Origin of the sequence: Desulfoscipio geothermicus DSM 3669 (assembly GCF_900115975.1) — a bacterium.
GTDB classification, from domain to species: Bacteria; Bacillota; Desulfotomaculia; order Desulfotomaculales; family Desulfallaceae; genus Desulfoscipio; species Desulfoscipio geothermicus.
Genome location: NZ_FOYM01000023.1, coordinates 46,747 through 60,712, shown reverse-complemented (window position 1 = coordinate 60,712; position 13,966 = coordinate 46,747). Strand labels below are relative to the sequence as shown.

The window sequence follows — 13,966 nt, the reverse complement described above, 5'->3', positions numbered from 1 at the left end:
CCACATCACCATGTGATATATTTGGTGTATATACACCTGGTATTCTTGATTTATCAAGTCGCTTTTTTAGGTCGGTTTTAGCAATAAGAGCACCTACAAATGTAAGCCCGGAATGAGTAGTAAGGTATTCGTTAGATTGTTCTATGATGAATTTCATGTGTGCACCCCACAGGTGAAATATTAGTATCTTAATTATCTTAGCGTATCTTTATTATACTAAATATTTCACCTGTTATGGGCGGTTTTCTAATATTTAGTTCACGGATTCAGGGAATGGCCCATGAATAATATAATTGCACCAGAAAGGGATGATGTCCTTGGCCGAGTATGATTTAATTATCAAGGCCCTGACCGAACGCTACATGAGCCATATAGCCGCTTTGGTGCGCGGTGTGGAAGTATAGGCCGAGCGGATTGAACCCGTTGATAAAGAAGCCGTAGCCGTGCAACGCACTTCTGATGCGTTAGTTAAGATACGCGAGAACGATTACGAGTATTTAATGCTGGTGGAATTTCAAGCCAGGCCGGATCGAAAGATGGCCGGGCGGCTTTTAGAGTACACCGCCATGCACCACTGCCGACACGATAAGCCGGTATACCCGGTAATAATTAACCTGACCGGCAAAGGCCGGCAGGCCGAGCGATACACAATGGATTGTTTGGAATTGACAGTGGTTGACTTTAACTATCGCATGATCAACCTGGAGGACATAACCGGCAGGGATTTTCTTTACCGGGGGCCGGTGGGTCTTTTACCGCTGGTGCCGCTAATGCGGCAGGACGATCCGCCTGAACAGGTTCTGGAAAAATGTGCGGTGCGGCTGGAAAGTGAAGTCGCGGCGCAAGACGAGAGAGCAACCCTTTACGTAGCCCTTGCCGCGCTGTCGTCTTTGAAGTTCTCAAAGGAGCTAATTCTAAAAGTCCTGGAGGTGAGTAAATTGGAAAACCTTCCGCTATTCGATGGTATCCGCGAACAATGGGAAGCCAGGGGTGAAGCCAGAGGTGAAGTTAAGGGCAGATTGGATACGCTTTTTGATATGTTAGAAGCCAAATTTGGTAAGGTGCCGGATGATTTACGCAGCCAATTGTCGGAGCTTAAAGATGTGACGGCTATTAAAGATGCGATTCGTAAAGTTATAAATGCTGAAACAATTGAAGAGTTCTCCAGGTCACTAAAAAACTAACAGTAAAAAGTTTAGAACAATTTACAGCTGCTGTTGATGAAGCGCTGAAAGAAACTAACCCCGCCGTTATCCGGCAGGGTTTTTTCTTTAGATGTGGCAGTGATTTTTCTTTTTCAATATCACAGAGATTTTTACTAAACACCTCCTCTCCCTGAATAACCCCGGGTGACGTAAAGCCCGGGGTTATTTTTTATAGCTATTAGCAAAATCCGGGAGGTAGTTTATGAAAAACGTGAGTGAAGCGTTAGAAAAAGTTGAAGAGTTGCGTTCTGAACTTTGTAGACTGTATGAATCTTATACAAGCCAGGAAGCGCTTATAATTAGCCAGGAGTTGGATAATTACATTGTGGCTGCTCAAAAAATGCTTGCTTTTGATCAAGGTACATCTAATTAGATAACTTGGTTCCGGGAGGAAAGGTTTTGTAAAAGGAGTTGATTAATTTGGATACTGCTTATTTTGAGGGAACATTGCAGGTCAAGAAAACCGCCGGCGGATGGCGGCATTATATATTGCTTGGTGATGGCAGTCATTACGATTTGCACTGCGGCTCTTCACTTGAAGTCCAACTTGGTGAATGGGTGCCGGATAACGAAGGGGAGCATTTTGAAGCTAGGAACTGGCTGGCTGGCAGGTATGAAGCCAACCTAAGTTCTGATAACCCCAAAGCGCACTTATACATTGGCTATGCAGCCCCTTTGGGGCAGGGGGTATATGTTGTTATGCCCACGGGAATCCGGGTAAGGCATTCGAAAAAGTAAATACTAATTACTAATTTCCATCTTCTCTCCCTAAAACTGCCCCGGGATGATAACACCCGGGGCTATTTTTTTAACAAGCACTGCGGGAGGGATTATTTATGTCATGCTGGTCAATTTGTGAACTGCAATACCTGATTGATCATTATAAGACATGTGGCCCGACGGCGGTCGCAAAGGCCATGGGGCGAGATGTGAACAGTGTTTCAGGTATGGCCGGCGTTCTCGGCATCCGCCGTGATAGAGAAGCCGAGTACAGTGAGGATGAGGTTAATTTCCTTCGTAAAAACTGGGGCAAAATGACGGTAAAGGCCATTGCCCGGAAACTTAGTAGATCCGTTGACAGTGTTGAGAAAAAAGCAAAAAAGCTCAAGCTTGGTCCCGTTTATAACCCGGGCTATTTCAATCAAAGCGAGATTGAAAAGATAACCGGAATCAACCACCAAACCTTAAAGCGCTACATCGAACAAGGGTTGATTAAGGCAACCCGATCAAAAACTAAAAAGGGGAGAATTAAACAAATCACTCCCAAAGAACTTGAGAGATTTCTCAGAGAAAACCCTGATAAATGGGACGCGAGAAAGGCCAAGAGTGTTATAAAAGCCATTCGCGCCAAAGAGCTTGAAGTCGAGAAAACTAAAGTAAAACGTTCCGAGGGAGTAGTTAAACGTAAAGTGCCGGCAATGCTTCGTGATAGATTCATGGACTTCGTAGTGCAAGTAGCACTGGACTATAGTGACCGCATCGCTGAAGCCAGAAAAGGTCCGGAATGGTTTCGGTCGAAACTCGAACAGGATCAATCCAGACACCCAAGAGAGCGCATGCGGTGGACACCTGCAGAAGACGCCGCCTTACGTAGGATGTTCAGGGAAAACAAACTGACTTACAAGGAAATTGGTGAGCGTTTGGGGCGTTCTGCTGGTGCTGTTAATAGCCGGTTGGCAAAAATTATTATCTGGGGCGCGCAGCCGGTAAAGAAAGCGAGATAAATACGGTTGTTCATAACGACATGGCAGGTGATGAAAATGAACACCACAGCAGTACTGAAATACCCAGGGAGTAAATGGTCAATAGCAGACTGGATAATTGAGCATATACCACAGCATGAGGTTTATCTTGAGCCTTACTTCGGCAGCGGGGCAGTATTTTTTTGTAAAAAATCGGCCAAGTTTGAAACTATCAATGATTTGGACGGGAACGTTGTCAACCTTTTTCGAGTAATCAGGGAAATGCCGGAAGCCCTGGCCGAGGCGATTCAATGGACGCCCTGGGCACGGAAAGAGTATGAGGATATCCTTCCGGAACGTGGAATAATGGAAACTTTTGTTCGAACCGGTGATCCGCTGGAGGATGCCCGACGCTTTCTAGTCAGAATGCATATGGCTTATGGTTCAAAAACCAGCGACAGAACCGGCTGGAGGAACAATATCACCGGAAAAGGCAGGGGAAGCAGTCAACCTAAAGTTTGGAGCCAAATACCGGCTAAGATTCTTGCTGTTGCCGAGAGGCTTAAAGAGGTACAGATTGAATGTCAGCCAGCCCTGCAGCTAATTGAGAGATACCGAAAGCCGGATGTATTGATTTATGCTGACCCGCCTTATCTTCTTGAGACCAAGTCTAAGCGGATATACGCAAAGGAAATGGACAGAGCAGCCCACGAAAAACTACTGGATGCGTTAGACGAGCATCCGGGTCCAGTCTTAATAAGTCACTATGAGTGTGGGTTGTACGATAACAGGTTAAAACACTGGATGCGCCGTACCACGAGGGCAATTAATTAGAACTTAATTATATTACTAGGTCTCTCTATGTTTAAGTCATAAATTGAGCTTCCATGTTCTGAAATTACTTTTTTACCCCAACTATATATTTCCAACTTAATTAGATAGTATTTAATTGCTTCTTTGCTCACAACTAAGTATTCATTAGAAGTAATATGATTAGGCTCGCTACCAAGAAATATATGCTTATCATCATGATTGTATAGGTATAAATCATGAAAAACCTGTCCATCATTAGTTTTTATGGTTACTATTTTAAATGTAGGTTTGCGGTACAATGTTTCTTGGTATAAATAAAATCTGTATATTAAGTAAGCTATAATATACATTAAAAGATTGAAAGCAATGCATTGTTCGATTTTTGTGGATAGTGAGTACTTATTTATTAGGTAGACTATGTAGTTTGCTGAATAAACCGGAAAAAATAAAAGACAGGAAAGGCAAGTTATTGCGTTGAGATATGGGTGTGTTCTTTTTGTAAGGTTTTCAATTGCTTCAAGATATGTATGTAGATTTTTGTAAATATTGATTTTAATAAAAGTTCGTGACATCTCTTGATGTATTATATAAATTGCACCTAAAAGCCATGTTATTATTAATAATATTAAGTTTATGGCAATTAGATAGATTATAGTATTTGGATTTTTTAAAAATTTTGTTATCCAGTTGTGCTCATTGAAAATAGCTAGAAAAGATGTAGTCATGGATATCATAAGTATTGTTATTCCTAAAAATTCATTAACTATTAAAAAAAATTTTTTATCTTTTGAAGATAAAAATTTTTGAACATCTATCATTCCTACTGTATTAAAAATATTATATATGAACTTAAACAAAAGTGTAGCTGTTAGTGTATATGTAAAAAGCACTATTTTTTGGTCAATCTGCTCGAACATGGTAAAATCCTTTCTGGTGGTGATTTAGCATAATGAATAATAATGTATTGTTTGATATGTTTACTAATATGTATGATGAATATAAGCCGCTTTATGTAATTTTAATCATTATCATGATTTTGTTCTTATTGGTAAAAATAAATAATAGCGATTAGCCTAGTTAATTATAATTTTAGCATATAAATTATGCTTAAAAGGTCGAATTATGTCATATAAAAAAAATCACATAAGAGGTCTTATGCGAAAAAATAGCCTAAAAAATTACGTATAAGTATTAAAAAACCTCCTGTTAACGGGGGTTTTTTTCTTCGTATAAGGAAATCACCGGAGGGAGATAAAGTGGAAATCTTATATAGCTTCAAAACACACTTGCAAGGCCGGGGGTTGTCTAAACGTACAGTAAATTCTTATATAACCACGATGCGCCGGTTTGCCAGGTGGGTGGAGCAGGTTCATGGAGAGTTTGACGCAGCCGCTATAACTCCATTGGATGTGGCCGATTACCGCAGGCAATTGGTTGAAAAAATAAAAATCGGTGCACAATTAAATTTGACCGGGTTGTTACCGGTCTTACTTTTTCGGGCGATTCGGTACCCGGGGGCGAGAAGTGCCGGCAAGACTTCGGTGGGACCGGTAACGCTCGCCAAGCCTCCGCCAAGAGGCGGGAAACCTTGCACGAATCTGTGCAAGGCGAAGGAAGGGCTTTAAAATGAGGAAAACGTGAGAAAATTAGTCTGATAAGAAGCTTTTCGAGAACGAGCTACTTGTTAATATTTTAAAAATCTCTTAAAATATAGGTAAGGCCTATAAAATCTTGCCCTGTAAAATCTAGATATAATTAGAAAGGTGGTGGCCCACGATGCTTCGTAGATTGATGAGTTTATTTAATCGTTATAACAACCCTTATGAAAAATATAAGACACAAATCTCTGAAGCAAAAAGCTTAATCCGGCATTATGAACAAAAATATAAAATGACTTCAGATGAATTTATTACAAAAAGATACTCACGATGCTATACTGAGGTTGAGGCTGCTGATGCTAACAACTGGGCCACTTTATATCTAACAATAGGAAAAATGGTTAAATGAGTCAGGTAGTTACTTCAAAGGATATTATTGATTCGGCAAAAAAATGTCCTCTTGAAAAATATAAGAACTTTAGTCATTATATTTCCAGCATTAAGAATGAGATACAGACATCCGGTTTAAATGTAAGACTTATTAGTATGGGCTTAACCCAACAGGGAAGGCCTATATTCATTTTAGATAAAATTACCTTTATACACGAACAATCCTGGTGATTTTAAATACGTTCTGCATCTGGATTTAACCGGAAATAGCATATTAGTTCAGTTAAAGAAGGCATAGGACGGCCTTTTTTTGTTTTCAGGAGGTGAAAAAGGGAACCAAAACATTTGTTTGTGCGTCTAAAAGTATAGGGTGGATAATAATTCAACAATATCCTGGGAGGTTGAAAAAATATGAGAGGATTTATCGTGTTAGTGATGGTTCTTGCGCTCCTTACTACCTTTATAACCGGGCACGACGCGGATGCTGCAAGCCTGGAATACAACATTAATGTAAAGGTTAACAGTGAGTTGGTGAGCTTTTCTGATTAAAAGCCATTCATTGAAAGGGAAATGATAAAGAGGCCATTGGAAGATGGATCATGCGAACTCAGAATGGCTCCAATGCCAAAGCAATCATAAACTGTCCAACCGTATATCAAAAAGACAACAGACCGGTTAAATCCGGTTTTTGTTTTTTTATGGGGATTGGTTTTAAGAAAGGAGCTGATTTTTTCGTGTTTTGTTTAAAAGCAAGAAATGTACGGGAGGTGAAATTATGAATAAACATTACTTACGCCTTGGTACGTCGCTATTAATTGCTCTCTCTGCCAGCTTTTTTATTTTCCGCGGTGCCCAGGGGGTAAACAAGGTTGAATACCGGCATGCGGTAGTAGTTAAAGAAATAATTCACCAAAATGAAGAAATTAGCCCCGCCAGTCTTTTAACTAAGAAGGCACCTGTTGACAGCATACCCCGGGGAGCATTAAATGAATTCCCAACCGGTAAAATTGCAGCCTATAACATTTACCCCGGGCAATATTTAATTCCGCAAATGCTGGCCGACCATAAAACAGTGGCTGAAAAGCCGGAGCACAGGATATACCCCGTTCCGGTTAGTTTATCCAGTGCGGGCAAGATAATGAAGGGGGATATGGTTGACGTGTACTGGTTTTTCGGTGGCGAAAACAGTGCTGCAAGAAGTGAGCAGATTCTAACCGGTGTGTTAATTAACAGAGTGCTTAATTCGGCAGGTAATGAAATAGATAAAAAAACGCTTGAAGATAATAAAATAGGGGAAAAAGCAACGCCTGCGGTTGTGGAACTTCTTGTAACGGCGGAGCAGGCCAATAAGCTCAATCTGGCCGTTAACACCGGCTTGCTTTCACTGGCTAAATATAAGCCCGGCAGCGAATCTGTAAACGTGCCTGTAATAAGTCAAAATTCAATGGGAGGGCTTATAGGTGAAACTAAACCTTCCTCGGATTAAAAAAGAGAAAGAAAATGCACTTGTGATTGAAGAGAAACAATTAAAATATCAGTTTGAGGAAAGTAAGACACCTGCGGTTATAACATTTTGGTCACCGAAGGCAACGGGAAAGAGCATGCTTGCAAGTGTCTTTACCGCTGTATTGTCAAAAGAGCTGGCGGGTGCAAGAATATGTCTTGCGGATTTTGATCTATTTACGCCAAACTTACCATCTGAAGGGATGAACCTGAATACAGTGGCAGAGATGATATTCAGGGGAGATTTTGACCCCAAAAGGTTTATAAAATCTATCACTCCAGTGAGGGATTACAAGAATGTTTATCATCTTGGCGGTTTGACAGACGTTTTGTCTTTAGATCAGTTTGACAATAATGTTATGGACAGTCTGCTAAGCGCTCTGAAAACAGAATTTGATTATGTGATCGTAGATGCCGGCAGAGAGATTAACCTTGCCCCCACGCTGGCGGCCCTGGATATTGCCGACGTGATAATAATACCGGTAATCGGCAGGGCTAGTTATATCAGACATGTCCGGCGCTTCCTTGAATTTCTTACCAAAAGACTATGCTTTGACGCTGAAAAAATCAGGGTAGTGCAAAATATGTATGCGAACGGGAACTTTACGGCTAAAGAAACAGCGAATCTGCTTCAGTTCCCCGTTGCAGGCGTTATAAGAAAGTTAAATGATCTTGAAGAATGCGGTCTGCCGGAAGTTAAACCTGATTTATGTTACATGATGTTATCTTTGACCGGCATTCAACACAATAAACTTTCTGCTGAAAAAGGTATGAGATTGAAACCGAAAAAAGCGGGGGTGCGGATACTTGGGCGCGGCAGTCGATTTGAAGGAAGAAGTATATAGGCGAAAAAGAGGCCGGGAGAACAAGTGCATTGAGTCGGTTGCCCCTGGCCATACAGAGCAAGTAGACAATATTATTCAAACCATAACTCAAAAGATAACAACTGATTACGGTGATCTGGTAAATCAGGTGAGTAGAGGCGAAAAGGAAGTACAAGTTCTTGAAAATGTGGTAGAGAAAACAATAGTCGATTTGGGGGCCGGGCTGGGAAGGGCTTGCTCAACCCGGGAAACGGTAACAAAAGTAATGGACAGCATACTTGGATACGGAATCCTTCAGCCGTATATAAACGACCCTGAAATAACCGATATTTTTGTCAACGGCCCCGACAACGTCTATAAACGCGTTAAGGGTGAAGACATTTTCATACCTGAAGTGCATTGGAAGAATAATAACCACCTGGAGCAGTACATCCGGTCTGTATTAGTAAGGTGCGGACGGAAAATTCATTCCGGTATCCCCCTGGTTGATGCCCGGGATGTGAAAAACAAGCTCCGTATAAATGCCGGCATATCACCGGTAGCCAAAATACCTTATATAACGTTTAGGAAACATACAGTGTATAACTTTACACTGGAGGACTTCCTGCAAAACGGCACATTTACGCAAGAAGTGCTGGATTTTCAACAAAAAGCAGTCGAAGCCAGGCTCAACTTGCTGATAGCCGGCCCCACCGGCAGCGGTAAAACAACTTTGTTAAGGTTTTTGGCGGAGCAGTTTATTCCACCCAACCAACGTGTAGTGGTGCTGGAGGAAGAGGAAGAGCTTATGCTTCGTCTGCATAACCTGGTAGCTTTGGAGGCTAAAAAGAAGTCAGGTGAAGAGGATACCAGCGTAGAGATGGAAGATATGGTTAGGAACGCCTTGCGTATGGCAATGCGCCGAATCATTCTCGGAGAGCTGAGGGGCAAAGAAGCTTTTACTCTGCTACGGGCGTTCGGAACCGGGCACGATGGAGGGCTTACCACTATTCATGCCAATGATACGTATAACGCCATTGAGCAACTGGCGGTAATGATGATGTACGCTAATCAACCCCTGTCATATACGCAGCTAAAGCGCATTATCAGCCAAAGTGTTGATCTGATAATTTATATCGAAAACTACCGGGTTGTTGAAGTGACAAGCGTTGACGGTTTTGATGAAAACAAGAACGACGTAATTCTTAACCCCGTTTTTGTAACGGAAAGGGCTGAGGATGGAAGATTAAACTGTCGCTTCTGTTCAATAAGCAGCAACTTGAGAAAGTTGTTCTGGCAAAGAGGTGTGAAAATATGAAAGTCTGCCTTTTTCTGTTGAATACGGCAGCTTTATTTTTTTTCTTTTATTATCTGTGGGGTATTGCTGTTTGGAAAAGCCACCGCCTTGAATATAACAAGGTGAGAGCTATGTTCGACCGTCAGATCATGGCGGCAATTAGGCAGCATAAACGCACCAGAGGAATTGCGAATACGTTGGAAAAAATGCTCCGGGTTACCAGCTTGCGACCGGGTGGAAAGCCACTCTTGGCGTGGCATTTTTTCTGTGTAACTATTGCCTGTTTTCTGCTGGGAATTGTTACCGCAACAGCGCTTCTGAAAAACCCGATTGCCGGTATTCTTCTGGGCTGTGTGGGCGCAACAGTACCCTACCAATTGCTGCAAATTGATTATAAGCGGAATCAAAAGAAGCTAAAACGACAAACCCCGCAATTCCTTTTGGCTGTGGGCAATATGTACGGCACATATGGCGATCCCGTTATAGCCCTTGAACAGCTTGGCGATCGCCTTAAAAACCCTCTCAAAAGGGAGGTGATTTGGTTTGTGGACAGCATAAAACATGGTGTTGCTGCACAGACCTGTATTGAGACAGTGAAATCGCGGCTACCTGAACGGATATTAAATGATTTTTTTGATGATATGTTTTTTTATATGAAGCACGGAGGCGATTTTCATTCCGCCGTCAGCGACCTTGTAAAGCGAACATACGATAGAGAAATGGCTGAAGTCGAAAGGAGCGCTGCCACCTTCAGCGCAGTTATAGTTTTCTTTGTTTTAGTAGGGGTTTACTTTATGACGCTTTTTGCTCTGTCAAAGGCCCAGCCGGAGATTATGCGGTTTTTAATCGATTCCGCCATTGGCAAGATGGTGGTTGTCGCTATGGTGGTAATTTTTATAATAGCCGGATATTTTACGCGGGCCATGGTCGGGTTTAATGATGAGAGGTGATACTATGCAAAACTGGGCCGCATGGCCGTTTTTTATTTTGACCTTTTCTTTGACGGTGGCGGTAAACGAGATCTGGCAACTTACAAGCAAAAAGCGCAGTATGTGGCGGCTGAAAAAGGAGCTGGGCATTAGTCGCAGGAAAGGGGGTGGTTTGCTGCCTTTGGCCGAAAGGCTCCTGAGTTGGTACGGAGGCAAAAATGAAATAAGCTACCGCCTTGCTCGCGCCGGTAATCCCAAATATATAGGGGAAAATCCGGCCGTTTTTTACGCCTCAAAGATAGTTATTGCAGCGGTTTGCGCAATTTTTTTCGGTAAAAATGGATGGCCGCTTTTGTTTTACGGGTTGGGAGGATTTATGGCTCCCGATGCGCTTATCTGGCTGGGAGGTAAGAAAAGACAGGAACAGATGCTGGAAGAACTTCCGGAGATGATTGATTTTCTTAGGAAATCGCTGTCCAGCGGCGCTCAATTGCCAAAGACGCTGGCAGCTTTACCTGACAGGTTACATGGGCCGCTGCGTGAAGAGGTTGCACGGCTCAGCGCTTTTTATAACTTGACAATGGATCTGGACAGTTCTCTGGAAGATTTTTCGAGGCGTGTAGGTTTGGACGAAGTGGATAATATGATACTGGCCTTGAAACAGGGCGAACAGACGGGCAGAATAAAAACCTTGCTGGCCCGACAGAGTGCAATGCTCAAGACCCGGATGAACTATGACCAGAAAAAAAGCACCCAGAACAGGGCAAATTTCCTGCCATTGGTGAGCGTGCTTATGGTGGTCAATATTATGCTTCTTGTTGGGACACCAATGATACTGCGTTTGTTAAGCGATAGCCTATTTCAACATTGAGAGGGGGTGGGATACTGATAGTCCGTACCATTTTATCCAAATATAAACTAAAAACTATTTAAAAGGAGATGAGGGGTTTGTTGACTAAGGTTTTTACTTTTTTGAATAACCGGAAAGGTACGCCTTCAATTGAAACCGTGGCTATTATTGCTTTTATTGCGCTTGCCATTTTCTCCAACCTGGACAATATTGGTGATGCTATCGGCAGTGTATTCGATTTCGTGGGAAACCAACTAACCAGTCAAATTCAATAGACGTTATGTTTGCGTTTACGATTGCTGTGTGTGCTGTGGCTTCTGTATATGATTTGAGATTAAGGATAATACCCGACTGGTTGACACTGCCGTATCTCGTGCTGGGCCTTGCGTTGAGCTTGGCCCGGCACGGGCTGTTTTACACACTGGTTGTATTTGCCGTTGGTTTTTTGCTGTGTGAGTTGTTTTTCCGGGCCAACGTTTTCGGTGGCGGTGACTTGAAACTTTTTATGGGTATTGCGCTGGTGGACGGTGTGCAGTTTGGGTTTTGGGTGTTTTTCTACAGCCTGATTGCATCACTGCCGTTGTTTGCGTACTACATCTTAAAAAAAAAGACTTGGAAAGTGGATGTGCCGTATGCCGTGGCTATATTTGCCGGGTTAATTTTGGCGCATTGTGAGGTGATCAGCAATATTTTTCAGTAGCAAAACCGGCACCGGTGAATCTCTTGGTTTTATAGCAGTTTTAATGCTTATGATGCTTGTTGTATTTAATCTAATGCCGCCGGTGTTTACCTTGGTTGACTACTTCAACTTGTTACAAGTGCAAAGAGAAACACTATTGCAAATGGAACTGGCCGGGGGTATGACACCGGCTATACACCAGGAAGCGCTTGACAAACTGGCTGAATATGGATTTGATATGAACAATATTCAAATTTCTGCTACTCCGGCTCCGGTTGACTATGGTGGAGATGTTGAGCTGTCAATGAGTTATAACTACACTTATGACAAGTACAGCTTTTCAGGCTTTTTAATAACGAAAACAGATGAGCTGCGCACCATGAGCACAAGCGGAAAGTCGGTGAGTTTCTATTTTGAAAAGTAGCTGTTTTTTAAGTAATAAAAAAGGAAATGCAAATACCATAATTGGCCTTGCAGTGATTATGACCGGGGTTATGATGTTTGCCTTAATATTTGACATAGGGTATTTGTACGTGCGGCGAGAGGCAATCAAACAGGCACTGGACTTTAGCAATATGGCCGTTTACAAGGAGGTTGACACCGGCAAGCTGGCGGACGGTAAGTTATACATAAATGAAACGCCGGGTCAAAATACCTTCCTTGCCTATTTGCAAAGCAACCTGAAGCTTGACGGTTCATTAAACCCGCTGCCCGGTTCTATGGCCTCCGGGCAGGTTACGGTCGTATCGTTTGAGATATATAACCAAAACGAATTGCCGGCAACGGACAGCACTGGAAATATTGTAGAAGAAGTATCAGTCCATTCGCGTATTATAATGCCGGTGCAGCCGGTGTTTTCCGGCCTGTTTACTTCTGTAAACTTACCGGTGGCCATAACGACCGATATGCCGGATGGTGTTTTGGATTGATTGATAACGATTTACCTGTGGAATTCCCACGTATAGCAGTACCAAGGTGAACTCAACGGAGAACGTTTTCTCTTTCCTGATTTCGGGTAGCCTAAATTGGCCAACCTGAACATCAAATAAACAGGGACTGCATGGAGAATCTTTGTACAGCCGCACAATTTATTTTTTCCTTTGAGAGGAGGGAAATTTTGGGGGATATTGTCCGGTTTAAACAACCAGGTAGTAACTGTAATAGTTTTGATTCTACGATCAAAGTAGGCAACCCGCAGAATCCTGGCGAAGTCCCGCATAATATAATCTCTGCGGGAAATATGCCTGTTGTAAATGACCCAAGCCAGAAATCCCATGTTAATATGCCAGGTGCCTTTTTTGAGACCGGGTCTCAAAAAAGCGAGGCTTCCGGCCGGTGCCGACAACCAAACATAGTTGACCAAAGCCCGGACCAAAAGAATAAAAGTGATGATAGTAAACCAGAAAATATTGAAGGAAATTTTACTGGAACAAATAATCATAAGCAAAATTGCTGCGAGGATAATAAACAAAGTTTTTTCCAAAAAATAACCGGCCCGGTAAAAAGGGGACAGCCTAAAACATTCATGCCCAAGGGGATCGCGGAGTTCATTGAGGACGACAGGGCTGTTTTTATATTCTACAAAGATGTCTTCTTCAAGTTTATAGCTTGTATCATAGGTTTTATCGTCCTTATTATTGATCCACCTTCGCATACGGCAACGCCTCTCTTTCGTGAATTTCCACTTCTAACATTGCCACATTCTTTCCTTGTGTGGTATCTTTTTGCAATACCTTTGCATTTTGTAATGGGACTTGTGTGTATGGCAGGAGGCGCGGTGGTCGGGCGGAGGGTAATTTTCTGGCGGGCAACCCGCTCATTCAAAGGGCCGCACCCCTGGTCGGGCAAAGAAACGGAAACATGGGAATGGGAGCGTGAAAAGGACAGCCGCGGAATGTTGTGGGAGGCTGTAACAATTTTACTGATGGTTATAATACCCGGTTTGCTGCCGATGTTTTTTTATAACAGTATATTCCCGCCATCTTTCCACTTTTCCGTCTGGTACTGGTTGATAACATCCGTTATGGCCAGCTTTTTTGTTTTGGGGAAAAAATACGCGGAGGAATGGTATAACCTGGTAATACCCAGGTGGTCGGTCAGGTGGTATTTTAGAGAAAAAGGAAGGTGATATAAATCTATTGATAAATGGTATAGATAACCCGCAAGATGTCATGTGGGTTCCCGCAAACTTCGACCACTTGGGCGCGAAAATCACCT

The 13,966-nt window shown here is 42.5% G+C and carries 20 protein-coding genes and 1 pseudogene; 18 read left to right on the top strand and 3 right to left on the bottom strand.

Features of this window, described 5'->3' with window-relative positions:
- A pseudogene (locus BM299_RS20055) lies at positions 1-157 on the bottom strand (IS1380 family transposase); the annotation flags it as partial.
- 286 nt (positions 158-443) lie between these two features.
- Between BM299_RS20055 and BM299_RS13600 the strand changes: the two are divergent.
- From BM299_RS13600 to BM299_RS13580, 5 genes are all read left to right on the top strand, one after another.
- Positions 444-1,184 (top strand): RpnC/YadD family protein, encoded by a 741-nt coding sequence (locus tag BM299_RS13600; RefSeq protein ID WP_245779780.1) that lies wholly within the window; start codon positions 444-446, stop codon positions 1,182-1,184.
- A 223-nt stretch (positions 1,185-1,407) separates the two neighbouring features.
- Positions 1,408-1,578 carry an aspartyl-phosphate phosphatase Spo0E family protein gene (locus tag BM299_RS13595; protein ID WP_092485343.1) on the top strand — a complete coding sequence of 57 codons (171 nt, stop codon included), beginning with the start codon at positions 1,408-1,410 and terminating at the stop codon, positions 1,576-1,578.
- A 47-nt stretch (positions 1,579-1,625) separates the two neighbouring features.
- Positions 1,626-1,943 (top strand): DUF5348 domain-containing protein, encoded by a 318-nt coding sequence (locus BM299_RS13590; protein WP_092485340.1) that lies wholly within the window; start codon positions 1,626-1,628, stop codon positions 1,941-1,943.
- A 98-nt stretch (positions 1,944-2,041) separates the two neighbouring features.
- Positions 2,042-2,929, top strand: a complete 888-nt coding sequence (locus BM299_RS13585; protein WP_092485337.1) for a sigma factor-like helix-turn-helix DNA-binding protein — start codon at positions 2,042-2,044, stop codon at positions 2,927-2,929.
- Positions 2,930-2,965: 36 nt separating this feature from the next.
- The gene (locus tag BM299_RS13580; protein ID WP_092485334.1) at positions 2,966-3,721 is read left to right on the top strand and encodes a DNA adenine methylase; all 756 of its coding nucleotides are present in this window, start codon (positions 2,966-2,968) and stop codon (positions 3,719-3,721) included.
- Here BM299_RS13580 and BM299_RS13575 read toward each other — a convergent pair.
- The gene (locus BM299_RS13575) at positions 3,718-4,617 is read right to left on the bottom strand and encodes a hypothetical protein (RefSeq protein WP_092485331.1); all 900 of its coding nucleotides are present in this window, start codon (positions 4,615-4,617) and stop codon (positions 3,718-3,720) included. The two genes, BM299_RS13580 and BM299_RS13575, sit on opposite strands and share 4 nt — an antisense overlap.
- A gap of 339 nt (positions 4,618-4,956) precedes the next feature.
- Between BM299_RS13575 and BM299_RS13570 the strand changes: the two genes are divergently transcribed.
- The 12 genes from BM299_RS13570 to BM299_RS13515 all read left to right on the top strand — a co-directional run bounded on the left by BM299_RS13570 (position 4,957) and on the right by BM299_RS13515 (position 12,678).
- Positions 4,957-5,325: a phage integrase N-terminal SAM-like domain-containing protein gene (locus BM299_RS13570; protein WP_092485328.1), complete on the top strand. Its 369-nt coding sequence runs from the start codon at positions 4,957-4,959 to the stop codon at positions 5,323-5,325.
- A gap of 151 nt (positions 5,326-5,476) precedes the next feature.
- Complete coding sequence (locus tag BM299_RS13565; protein ID WP_092485325.1) at positions 5,477-5,707, top strand: hypothetical protein; 231 nt, start codon at positions 5,477-5,479, stop codon at positions 5,705-5,707.
- 392 nt (positions 5,708-6,099) lie between these two features.
- Positions 6,100-6,237: a hypothetical protein gene (locus tag BM299_RS19445; protein ID WP_165608331.1), complete on the top strand. Its 138-nt coding sequence runs from the start codon at positions 6,100-6,102 to the stop codon at positions 6,235-6,237.
- A gap of 226 nt (positions 6,238-6,463) precedes the next feature.
- Positions 6,464-7,174 (top strand): Flp pilus assembly protein CpaB, encoded by a 711-nt coding sequence (gene cpaB / locus BM299_RS13550; RefSeq protein WP_092485316.1) that lies wholly within the window; start codon positions 6,464-6,466, stop codon positions 7,172-7,174.
- Positions 7,149-8,036: a CpaE/TadZ family protein gene (locus BM299_RS13545; protein ID WP_092485313.1), complete on the top strand. Its 888-nt coding sequence runs from the start codon at positions 7,149-7,151 to the stop codon at positions 8,034-8,036. The genes cpaB and BM299_RS13545 overlap by 26 nt, the downstream gene beginning before the upstream one ends.
- Positions 7,999-9,312 carry a TadA family conjugal transfer-associated ATPase gene (locus BM299_RS13540; RefSeq protein WP_092485310.1) on the top strand — a complete coding sequence of 438 codons (1,314 nt, stop codon included), beginning with the start codon at positions 7,999-8,001 and terminating at the stop codon, positions 9,310-9,312. Before BM299_RS13545 ends, BM299_RS13540 begins: the two co-directional genes overlap by 38 nt.
- On the top strand, positions 9,309-10,241 hold the full coding sequence (locus BM299_RS13535) for a type II secretion system F family protein (RefSeq protein WP_092485307.1): 933 nt from the start codon (positions 9,309-9,311) through the stop codon (positions 10,239-10,241). Before BM299_RS13540 ends, BM299_RS13535 begins: the two co-directional genes overlap by 4 nt.
- Positions 10,242-10,245: 4 nt before the next feature.
- Positions 10,246-11,091 carry a type II secretion system F family protein gene (locus BM299_RS13530; protein WP_165608330.1) on the top strand — a complete coding sequence of 282 codons (846 nt, stop codon included), beginning with the start codon at positions 10,246-10,248 and terminating at the stop codon, positions 11,089-11,091.
- A gap of 77 nt (positions 11,092-11,168) precedes the next feature.
- Entirely contained in the window at positions 11,169-11,345 is a 177-nt protein-coding gene (locus BM299_RS19440; RefSeq protein ID WP_165608329.1) for a hypothetical protein, read from the top strand.
- Positions 11,346-11,350: 5 nt separating this feature from the next.
- The gene (locus BM299_RS13525) at positions 11,351-11,770 is read left to right on the top strand and encodes an A24 family peptidase (RefSeq protein WP_092485301.1); all 420 of its coding nucleotides are present in this window, start codon (positions 11,351-11,353) and stop codon (positions 11,768-11,770) included.
- Positions 11,771-11,819: 49 nt separating this feature from the next.
- Positions 11,820-12,173, top strand: a complete 354-nt coding sequence (locus tag BM299_RS13520) for a hypothetical protein (RefSeq protein ID WP_092485298.1) — start codon at positions 11,820-11,822, stop codon at positions 12,171-12,173.
- Between the two features lie 109 nt (positions 12,174-12,282).
- Positions 12,283-12,678 (top strand): hypothetical protein, encoded by a 396-nt coding sequence (locus BM299_RS13515; protein WP_131820651.1) that lies wholly within the window; start codon positions 12,283-12,285, stop codon positions 12,676-12,678.
- A gap of 11 nt (positions 12,679-12,689) precedes the next feature.
- On the opposite strand, the gene BM299_RS13510 is transcribed toward BM299_RS13515, so the two are convergent.
- Positions 12,690-13,232, bottom strand: a complete 543-nt coding sequence (locus tag BM299_RS13510; protein WP_131820650.1) for a hypothetical protein — start codon at positions 13,230-13,232, stop codon at positions 12,690-12,692.
- A gap of 294 nt (positions 13,233-13,526) precedes the next feature.
- On the opposite strand from BM299_RS13510, the gene BM299_RS13505 reads away from it, so the two are divergent.
- Complete coding sequence (locus BM299_RS13505) at positions 13,527-13,877, top strand: hypothetical protein (RefSeq protein ID WP_092485289.1); 351 nt, start codon at positions 13,527-13,529, stop codon at positions 13,875-13,877.
- Positions 13,878-13,966: the final 89 nt, after the last annotated feature.

Excerpts from the sequence above, each read along its gene's own strand:
- BM299_RS13595 (WP_092485343.1), top strand. The coding sequence starts at position 1,408 with ATGAAAAACGTGAGTGAAGCGTTAGAAAAAGTTGAAGAGTTGCGTTCT.
- BM299_RS13520 (WP_092485298.1), top strand. The coding sequence starts at position 11,820 with ATGATGCTTGTTGTATTTAATCTAATGCCGCCGGTGTTTACCTTGGTT.
- BM299_RS13585 (WP_092485337.1), top strand. The coding sequence starts at position 2,042 with ATGTCATGCTGGTCAATTTGTGAACTGCAATACCTGATTGATCATTAT.
- BM299_RS19445 (WP_165608331.1), top strand. The coding sequence starts at position 6,100 with ATGAGAGGATTTATCGTGTTAGTGATGGTTCTTGCGCTCCTTACTACC.
- BM299_RS13530 (WP_165608330.1), top strand. The coding sequence starts at position 10,246 with ATGCAAAACTGGGCCGCATGGCCGTTTTTTATTTTGACCTTTTCTTTG.
- BM299_RS13565 (WP_092485325.1), top strand. The coding sequence starts at position 5,477 with ATGCTTCGTAGATTGATGAGTTTATTTAATCGTTATAACAACCCTTAT.
- BM299_RS13575 (WP_092485331.1), bottom strand. The coding sequence starts at position 4,617 with ATGTTCGAGCAGATTGACCAAAAAATAGTGCTTTTTACATATACACTA.
- BM299_RS13535 (WP_092485307.1), top strand. The coding sequence starts at position 9,309 with ATGAAAGTCTGCCTTTTTCTGTTGAATACGGCAGCTTTATTTTTTTTC.
- BM299_RS13580 (WP_092485334.1), top strand. The coding sequence starts at position 2,966 with ATGAACACCACAGCAGTACTGAAATACCCAGGGAGTAAATGGTCAATA.
- cpaB (WP_092485316.1), top strand. The coding sequence starts at position 6,464 with ATGAATAAACATTACTTACGCCTTGGTACGTCGCTATTAATTGCTCTC.
- BM299_RS13525 (WP_092485301.1), top strand. The coding sequence starts at position 11,351 with ATGTTTGCGTTTACGATTGCTGTGTGTGCTGTGGCTTCTGTATATGAT.